The organism is Ligilactobacillus acidipiscis DSM 15836 (assembly GCF_001435755.1).
Classification (GTDB): domain Bacteria; phylum Bacillota; class Bacilli; order Lactobacillales; family Lactobacillaceae; genus Ligilactobacillus; species Ligilactobacillus acidipiscis.
This window is the reverse complement of sequence record NZ_AZFI01000090.1, coordinates 1-8,664: the sequence shown is the minus strand read 5'-3', so window position 1 is coordinate 8,664 and position 8,664 is coordinate 1. Positions and strand designations below refer to the sequence as shown.

Annotated in this window: 8 protein-coding genes; 6 read left to right on the top strand and 2 right to left on the bottom strand. The window is 41.1% G+C overall.

What is annotated here, in order from left to right; all coding sequences use genetic code 11:
- Positions 1 to 268: 268 nt before the first annotated feature.
- The gene (locus FC65_RS06945; protein ID WP_056972064.1) at positions 269 to 799 is read left to right on the top strand and encodes an STM3941 family protein; all 531 of its coding nucleotides are present in this window, start codon (positions 269 to 271) and stop codon (positions 797 to 799) included.
- Between the two features lie 174 nt (positions 800 to 973).
- Complete coding sequence (locus FC65_RS06940; protein ID WP_056972063.1) at positions 974 to 2,035, top strand: D-alanine--D-alanine ligase family protein; 1,062 nt, start codon at positions 974 to 976, stop codon at positions 2,033 to 2,035.
- 79 nt (positions 2,036 to 2,114) lie between these two features.
- On the opposite strand, the gene FC65_RS06935 is transcribed toward FC65_RS06940, so the two are convergent.
- On the bottom strand, positions 2,115 to 2,705 hold the full coding sequence (locus FC65_RS06935) for a histidine phosphatase family protein (RefSeq protein ID WP_010498421.1): 591 nt from the start codon (positions 2,703 to 2,705) through the stop codon (positions 2,115 to 2,117).
- 278 nt (positions 2,706 to 2,983) lie between these two features.
- Between FC65_RS06935 and FC65_RS06930 the strand changes: the two genes are divergently transcribed.
- The 4 genes from FC65_RS06930 (at position 2,984) to FC65_RS06915 (ending at position 7,281) form a co-directional block, all read left to right on the top strand.
- Positions 2,984 to 3,781, top strand: a complete 798-nt coding sequence (locus FC65_RS06930; protein ID WP_010498423.1) for a tyrosine-protein phosphatase — start codon at positions 2,984 to 2,986, stop codon at positions 3,779 to 3,781.
- 214 nt (positions 3,782 to 3,995) lie between these two features.
- A complete protein-coding gene (locus FC65_RS06925) occupies positions 3,996 to 5,093 on the top strand; it encodes a glycosyltransferase (protein ID WP_056972062.1) in 1,098 nt (365 codons plus the stop codon).
- Between the two features lie 260 nt (positions 5,094 to 5,353).
- A complete protein-coding gene (locus FC65_RS06920) occupies positions 5,354 to 6,037 on the top strand; it encodes an MgtC/SapB family protein (RefSeq protein ID WP_056972061.1) in 684 nt (227 codons plus the stop codon).
- A 53-nt stretch (positions 6,038 to 6,090) separates the two neighbouring features.
- Complete coding sequence (locus FC65_RS06915) at positions 6,091 to 7,281, top strand: SAM-dependent methyltransferase (RefSeq protein WP_056972060.1); 1,191 nt, start codon at positions 6,091 to 6,093, stop codon at positions 7,279 to 7,281.
- 115 nt (positions 7,282 to 7,396) lie between these two features.
- Here FC65_RS06915 and FC65_RS06910 read toward each other — a convergent pair whose 3' ends face one another.
- Complete coding sequence (locus FC65_RS06910) at positions 7,397 to 8,125, bottom strand: GntR family transcriptional regulator (RefSeq protein ID WP_056972059.1); 729 nt, start codon at positions 8,123 to 8,125, stop codon at positions 7,397 to 7,399.
- Positions 8,126 to 8,664: the final 539 nt, after the last annotated feature.

Below are 8,664 nucleotides of genomic sequence, written 5' to 3'. Positions count from 1 at the left end.
CAAACTTTGGCAAAGTAAGTCTCACAAGTGGGAATGTGATGCAAAGTCCGGCGAAGTAAGTCATACAAATGAGAATGTAACGCAAAGTCCGGCAAGGTAAGTCTCACAAATGCGTGTGTAGGGGGATAAAAGTAGAACACCACAGGAGGCCTAACTGCGTTGAGTCCTGTTAGGTAGTTCATGGGCCACCTCATTTTAAAGAGTATCTGGCAAGTTACTCATGTTTCTTGATATAATTACGTGAGAAATGAAAGATGAGGTGCAGATAATGAAGACAGATAAACCCTATGTTGTCTACCAATCGAAGGGAAAACAGACCCAACTGTTATTCATGGACTTGTTGTTGGTAGTTTTCAGCCTTAGCCTGTGGTATTTGGGGCAGCATGGGGCAAACATTTCTTATTTAGCGGCTGGCGTGAGTGGCACACTGTTGTTTGGCTGGTGGGGGTTGTTTTTATTACACCGGCTTTTCAAGGGGAAAGTGTTGTTGCAGCTAACGCCAGAAGGCTTTTATGATCATTCGACTTGGGCGGCAAGCGGACAATTGATCAGATGGACAGATGTTGAAGCCTTGCACGAAGTCTTGATCGGTAATCAAATGTTTGTGGGTGTGGAACTCACTAATGAAACTGAGTATCTGGCAAGTTTGCCTGCTTACAAACGTTTGCTGGGACAAGCCAATGGCAAAATAGTTCATAGTCCGTTAAATATTAATTTAAAAACGGCAAGATTCGTGACTAGTCATGAGGTCGTTGCAGTCATGGAAAAATACCGACAAAATAGCCGAAATTTAGTCTGATGGCCAGTTAAAATTACTGATATTGAAAAAATATTATTGGCTATGATCGTTGTTAAAGCGGCGCTACTACGGTTTCGTAATATTTTTTTGAAAACGAATCCAAAAAAATATCGCTTTAAGTTAGACTTTTGTGGTATACTTAAGATTCTAAATAAACCTGGAGGTGTTCGACCTATGAAAATTGCCGTTTTAGCGGGTGGACGCAGTACCGAGCGGAATGTTTCAATTTCAAGTGGTTACCGGATCACAAATGCTTTACGTGAGCAAGGTTACCAATCAACTTTTATCGACCTGTTTCTTGGTTACGATCTGCCAGCAGGCGCAAGTGCCGAATCAGTTTTTGAGGATGCCAATACGAGCAAGGATTTGGAGATCTCAGACGCGATCCTCACTGATGCCGACATTAATGCCCTGCGTGAAGATGGTTCGACTGAGTTATTCGGGCCAAATGTTTTAGAGATCTGCAAGGCTGCAGATATTGTTTTCTTGGCATTGCACGGAGGCGATGGAGAAAATGGTAAAGTGCAGGCTGTCTTAGATCTTAATAATATTCGTTACACTGGAAGTGGTTCAACTGCCAGTGGAGTATGTATGAATAAAGTTTATAGCAAGGAATTAATGCTATATAACAATATCCAAACAGCTGCTTTTGTTGAGATCAAACGTGATCAAGGGTCAAAAGGCCACAAATTGCCGTTTGACTACCCAGTTGTTGTTAAACCTACTTCTGGCGGTTCGTCTGTTGGAACACATATCGTTCACAATGATGAAGAATTGGCAAAAAGTTTAGCAGACGTATTTCGTTTTGACAACAGTGCGATCATTGAAGAATTTATCGGTGGCCGTGAATTTTCTTTGGGTGTGGTCAATGGTTATGCTTTTCCAGCAGTTGAGATCAAAGTTCATGACGGCTGGTATGATTTTGAGCATAAGTTCCAAGCAGGGTATACAGATTTCATTACCCCGCCAGAAGACTTGGACCCAGAAGTTCATGCTGAAATGAAGAAGGTTGCTGTTGAAGCGATGGATGCTTTAGGTCTGCAAAACTACGGCCGGATTGACTTCTTCACGAACGACCGCGGAGTTTGGGTCATTGAGGGCAATAATTTGCCGGGAATGACACCACTTTCTTTGTTGCCGCAAGAAGCCGAAAAAGATGGCGATCCTTATGGCGAACTAGTTGAAAGCATCGTAAAAGGCAAGATGAAGATTTATGATGAAGGTATGAATAATTAATTCGCTACTTACAAACTGCTGTCAGCGATGATAGACAGTAAAACACGCAATTTCCTCTCGTGGGAGATCGCGTGTTTTTTTAACGGTTAAAATATTTTAAAGTGTGGCTTTGCGAGGTCCATTCGATCCTAGTGATCCCGGCATTTGTCGGTTCATCCAGGGCAGTCAGGTTATCGATGCCCAAAATTATGTCAACTATCAGTTTGATGGTGTAACCGTGACTGACCAGTAAAACTTGTGCGTCTTGCGGCAGCTTTTGGGTCGTTTCGTCAAAGAAACTGAGGAGTCGCGCCTTTGCTTGTGAGTGTGTTTCACCGTGAGAATATTCTTGTGAGCCGGGTAATAAATTATGATTTTCATCAAAAAATTGTGCATACTCCCGCCATAATTGCGTGGTTTTTTGCCCATCCCATAAGCCATAGTCAAATTCACGCAAACGCCAGTCGTATGTAATAGTTGCTTTAGGAACGATGATCTGGGCAGTTTGTGCGGCGCGCAGCAGCGGACTGGCAAATACTTGAGTAAAATTGTGCTGGCTTAGCTTGGCAGCTGTTTTGTAGTCCTGAGCTTGACCTGTAGTTGTTAACGGCGTGTCGATCATTGCCCCCTGCATGATTTTTTGCGAGTTAGCAATACTTTGCCCATGACGGACGATGTAAAATGTTGACATTTTGTTCCCTCCATTTTTTCATACAAATATTATAGCGAGTTTTCTTGGATCGGAGCAAGTAAATACGTTTCTTTAAAGATATGATGAACGAGCATATTTTGGTAAGCAGGCTGCTGAAATTCTTTAAAGCTTCTCTGCTCTGTGGAGCATTTGATTGGCTATTTAACTTGAGGTCTGTTAAATTAATAAGGAACACGCAGTAAATTATAGATGTGTATTTTGTTTTAATAGGGGTATTGTTTTCTAGGTTTTATCGTATTAAAGGAGAGAATAAAGCCATGATGCCGGAGAAGTTACAAATTGAAAATGGTTTTAATTTTAGGGAGCTTGGGGGCTATCAGACTACAGATGGTCGACGTCTCAAGAAACACAAATTAATTCGTTCAGCTGCACTAAGTACTTTATCGAAACGAGATTTAACTTACCTTGATGAATATGGTTTACGGTATGATATCGATTTTCGTTCACCAAGTGAAAGACAAAAACAGCCAGATCGTTTGCCTGCACAAACGACTTATAATTTTGCACCAGTTTTTACTGTTGACGAGACGAAAAGTCAGACAGATGACCGGGAAGAAGATAACCGTTTGCTAACCGAGCGCAACGCTGGGTTTAAGCAAATGTTGGATGCCTATAACGACATCGTTTTATCAGCAAACGCTAAAAAAGCGTACCGTAAGTTTTTTGATCTCTTGCTCGCTAATGAGCGGGATAACGAATCAGTGATTTTTCATTGCTCAGCTGGGAAAGACAGGACAGGCATGGGTGCTGTATATGTACTCACAGTCTTAGGTGTTGATCAAGAAACGATTCGAGCAGATTACCTGATCTCCAATGAATTTTTAAAGAAACGTCGAGGGTTTAAACCTGTCTCAGACCGGGTACCACTCCAAGCACAAAACGCGACCTACTCGGAAAATATGCGAGCATTGAGTTGTGTTTCTGAAAAATATTTAGACTGTGCACTAGGTACGATGCAGCGAGAGTACGGGGATTTGGGGCATTATTTGGAAACAGAGTTAGGGATCACCAAGCAGCAAAAAAAAGAGCTGCAACAGATATATTTGGAAGATTAGCAAGGGCAGGGGGCAAGCGAAAGCGGGCTCCTTTTTCAAAAAATTTTTGGGGACACCGTGTTTTTCTGGGTTGGATGAAGGTTAGGTCAGATCAGAGTTACTTAGTGGAAAAGTTGAAAAAGTTGAGCTTTACCGCACAAAATCAAGAAAAAGGAGCATCAGTACTTAAGCAGTACTGGTGATTTCATTTTAGTGAATCTATGGAGGTGGTCACATGAAAATTTTGTTCTGTTTAGAAAACTTGAAAATGGATGGTGCGCACCGGGCAACCATCGTTGTGGGTAACTATTTATCACAGATCTACGATGTTTCGTTTTATTCAATATCTACAATTAAGTCGTATTTTGAATTAGATGCACCGTTATTTGTCGCAGAGCACCCATTTGATACAGGAAAGAGTTATCGTGGCGACGATCCGTGGAATGATTTTGATCAACAAATCAAGGATCTGACTAAAGTGCTCAAAGAAAATCGCTTTGATGCTGTTGTTTTGACAGCTGGGACTTTGACCAGTTTTGCACCCTTTATCAGAAAAGCATGTCCAAATGTTATTCAGCTGGCATGGATGCATAATAACTTCAACACATACATGAATCAATATTATAAGGATATGCAGCCGGAGTTCCAGTCTGGCTTGAAATCTGTCGATACCATCATTGCTTTGACTCAGTCGGACGCTGATTTATTTGTCCAGTTTAACCGAAATACAGTTCGTCTTTATAATCCTTTGACTTTAGAAGCCAAGGAACCGGCTGATTTAAATAAGAAAGTCATTTCAATGGTCTGCCGGATGGATATCGCACATAAGGGCCTCGATCTAATGGTCGATGTCGGCGAATTACTGCCAGATCCTTGGCAGCTCCGCGTGGCTGGGACTGGTGCAGATGAAAAGCAGGTTCAGCAAATGATAGATGACAAGGGTTTGCAAAATAAGGTTATTTTGCGGGGCGCCTTGAGTGATGAGCAGCTTCAAGAACACTACCGTGATTCATCGATTTTCCTGCTGACTTCACGCTGGGAAGGATTGCCGCTGGTAGTCGGTGAAGCCATGACTTTTGGTTTGCCGATCGTGGCGACTTATAATACCGGGACTGAGGAGTACCTGAAGGAAAGCCGATATGGACGTTTGGCAAAATTTGAAAAAAATTCTGTTTTTCGTGCCTTGAAACCTTTATTAGAAAGTCACGAACAACGCGAGCTCTGGGGGCAAACAGCTCTTGAGCGTTCCAGTGAATTTAGCGGTAGTCGGATCATTGAACAATGGGTGCGTTTACTTGAAATGCTTAGTGGTCGCAAAAATCAAAAAGTATGATAATATGGAAACTAGAATTTAGTTAAAAATTATGAGGCATAGGATCTCGCTATCTTATAATATGGATTATTTTTTTGCTAGCAATTACAAATTTTCTACTTGCTGATAAATAGGTGGTTATTAGCTTAAACCTAAAAAATATTACTTTATCATCGTTTTGGTGACAGGCTTAACTTATTTTTTTGAGAAAAAACTTTGACTAACTTTTATTAAGCTAAGTGGAGTAGCTATTTCACTATTGAATGATAAGAAGGTGATCTATGTCGCAAAGTGTTGATTGGACTATTAGATTGTTAGTAGCAGCATTGTGTGGGGCATTGATCGGATTTGAAAGGTCAAAATTACGTAAAAGTGCGGGTATTCGTACTCATATGGTGGTCGCAATTGCTTCGGCGCTGATCATGTTGGTTTCAAAATATGGGTTTTATGATATTTTGGCGACGACCAACATTGATCTGGATCCGTCACGGATCGCTGCTCAGATCGTCAGCGGGATCAGTTTTATTGGTGCCGGCACGATCTTAGTCCGGCGCTCGCAAATCAGTGGTCTGACCACAGCAGCTGGTGTCTGGGCCACAGCTGCAATTGGGATGTCCGTTGGTGCTGGTATGTATATGATCAGTGTGATCGCAACTCTTTTGATCGTCTTGGTTCAGAAATATTTCCATGATGACTCACTGATCAATTCGTTGATGCGCAGTGTACGTTTACGGTTGCATATTGAGATCGAGCCTAGTCAAGCGGATTTGGATGGACTCAAGAACTTTTTTGCAGAACAAGGTATCACCGATACCTCATTTAATTTATTAGTGATCAATGATAAGATGATCGTATTAGAATCAGACGCCTTAGTTGATCATCGGTTTGATACAAACCAATTTTTGCTCAGGCTTAAGGAAAGACCAGGTGTCCTTATGGTTCAAGTCTCAAATATGAAAGAATAGACAGGCTCAACCATAGTCAGATATAGGAAAAACGACTTGGAGGAAATTTTTACATGTTAGAGAAGACAATTTATAGGAAACTTTTGAGCAACGCATTTGATATCCCTGTTTCAGTCACATACTGGGACGGGAAAACTGAAGATTATGGTCAGGGGACTCCAGAAGTTAAAGTTAAGATCCGTCAGGCTTTTCCGTTAAGGGAATTAACTTCAGCCCCGACCTTGGTTTTAGGCGAAGCTTATATGAATGAAGACCTTTTGATCGAAGGAGATCATGCGATTCAAAAACTGGTAACTTCAGCTTACCGTAAATCGGGTAGTTTTTTAAAAAAGAATTCGTTCTTAAAACACTTTCCTAAGATGTCTCATTCGAAAGCGGATTCTAAAGAGGATATTCAAAGCCACTATGATATCGGGAATGATTTTTATGGGATGTGGCTTGACAAGACGATGACTTATTCTTGTGCTTACTTTCAACATGAAGATGATACCTTGGAGCAAGCCCAGATCAATAAGGTCCACCATATCTTAAACAAGTTGGATATCACTGATGGCGGAAGTTTGTTAGACATTGGTTCAGGCTGGGGGACAGTGTTATTTATTGCTGCTGAAGAATATGGTGTTCACGCTACTGGTGTGACACTTAGTCAAGAACAATATAATTACACCAAACAACAGATAAAGCAACGTCGCTTAGAAGATAAGATCGATGTTTACTTGGAAGACTATCGTGATTTGCAGGGGCAGTATGATTATGTGACTTCCGTGGGGATGTTTGAACACGTTGGCAAGGAAAATCTAGCTGAATATTTCCAAACTGTTAAAAGATTATTAAAACCAAATGGACGGGCTTTGATCCATGGAATCACCGGACAGCATGATGGTGCCGGAGTCGACCCATTCATTATCAAATATATTTTTCCAGGCGGCTACATTCCAAATATGGTCGAAAACCTGCAGCATGTGATGGATGCTGGTTTACAGTTAACTGATTTGGAGCCATTGCGTCGCCATTACCAAAAGACCTTGGAACATTGGCAAAACAATTTTGCTGCTAACTACACCGTGGTTGAGGGACGTTACGGGCATAAATTTGCACGTATGTGGGATCTGTATTTGCAGGCCTGTGCGGCATCATTTGAAGCAGGTAATATTGATGTCATGCAGTACTTGCTGATTAATGGAACTAGCGGAACTGGAACACCAATGACTCGTCAATATATTTATGATGCTGACAACAAATAAATAGCTATAAGTAAAAGACCGAGGACACTGAAGTGCAAAAAAGTGATCCAACGGTCTTTTTTATAAACAAAAGGGCCGCTGACCGGCGTGTAAAGCGGTTGGCGAGCCTAATCGTTTAATCTGAAATAGTGACGAAGGTATTGTATTTCATATATTTGTAGTGGAGCCTCATCCGCGAGAATTCAAAGGGAGTTCCATTGTTTAAAAAGAAGATCCCCTCCATGACACCTACGGGTTCGTTTGGTAACAGGTGTAACAGTTTTTGATCATATTTTGTCGATGGCTCTGCAAAAATTGATAGGAATGACTTAGAAACAGTTTGGCCAAATGCTTGCTCTACGTAAGAAAAAATCGAGCCCTCGATTTTCTTGAGTGACAGACTAGGCAAGATCCTGATCGGGATATAGCCGGTCTCGATCATAAAGGGCTGGTCATCAAAGAGCCGCAACCGGTCGATTTTATAAACAAAGTCGTCTGGCCGTAAAAAAAGGTCGCGTTGGATCTCTTCGGTCGGGCGAATGACTTCGAAGTTTAAGACTTTGATCTGAGGGCTTTTGCCGTTCATTTCGAAATTGTCTGAAACACCTAAATTGGAGCTTTCTTCATAATTAAAGACGGATTCATTTTTTAAGTAGAGAGGGTTGATAAAAGTACCTGAACCCCGTTTTTTAAAGATTACGCCGTCGCTTGCCATCCTGGTCAACGCACGCTTGATCGAGCTTCTGCTGACTGAGTATTGTTCGGCCAATGAACGTTCATCAGGCAAACGCATTGAGGAAAATTCCCCTGCGAAAATTTTTTTCTTCAGATCTGCGATGATCTGTTTATATACGAGTTCGGCCATGACAGTCTCCTTTGAATAATTAGGTGAGCAAGTCAGGTTCAAGATAAGGTATTGCAAGAGCAGCAAAATGCTTCTGGAAATCCGAAATTATCTTACTCATCTATACTTTAGTTTGCCACAAGTCTGTGATTTGAACAAGGATATGTGATCAAAAATTTACCGATCAGGAGGTTAAGAACTGTTTAATTAAGCAAAGCCTGGTCAGTTGTGCGGCTGAAAGGTGTAAATAAATTGTGAGCGGCAAATAATTACAGATTTTGTTAAATCTTCGTCAAGAGAAGTTTTATTTGTACTAAATATGCATATAATTAAGGTACAAGAACTAAGATGGTTGGTGTAAAAGATGAGGTTATCAATAATATTAATTATCTTGCTGCTTTGCTTAGTTGGTTTACTGATGGTGGTCAGTGCTGCAGGGATGAAGGAGAAAGACGCTTTTGCTGTGAGGTTGCTGCTTTATGTGTTGGGTCTTATTTGCATAGCAATTGGGTTATATGTCTTATTTAAAATATACGCGTGGTGCTAGTTCGTAATAATTC

Bases quoted from the DNA above. Each gene is read 5' to 3' on its own strand.
- FC65_RS06935 (WP_010498421.1), bottom strand. From the start codon at position 2,705: ATGTCAACATTTTACATCGTCCGTCATGGGCAAAGTATTGCTAACTCG.
- FC65_RS06910 (WP_056972059.1), bottom strand. From the start codon at position 8,125: ATGGCCGAACTCGTATATAAACAGATCATCGCAGATCTGAAGAAAAAA.
- FC65_RS06930 (WP_010498423.1), top strand. From the start codon at position 2,984: ATGATGCCGGAGAAGTTACAAATTGAAAATGGTTTTAATTTTAGGGAG.
- FC65_RS06920 (WP_056972061.1), top strand. From the start codon at position 5,354: ATGTCGCAAAGTGTTGATTGGACTATTAGATTGTTAGTAGCAGCATTG.
- FC65_RS06945 (WP_056972064.1), top strand. From the start codon at position 269: ATGAAGACAGATAAACCCTATGTTGTCTACCAATCGAAGGGAAAACAG.
- FC65_RS06915 (WP_056972060.1), top strand. From the start codon at position 6,091: ATGTTAGAGAAGACAATTTATAGGAAACTTTTGAGCAACGCATTTGAT.
- FC65_RS06940 (WP_056972063.1), top strand. From the start codon at position 974: ATGAAAATTGCCGTTTTAGCGGGTGGACGCAGTACCGAGCGGAATGTT.
- FC65_RS06925 (WP_056972062.1), top strand. From the start codon at position 3,996: ATGAAAATTTTGTTCTGTTTAGAAAACTTGAAAATGGATGGTGCGCAC.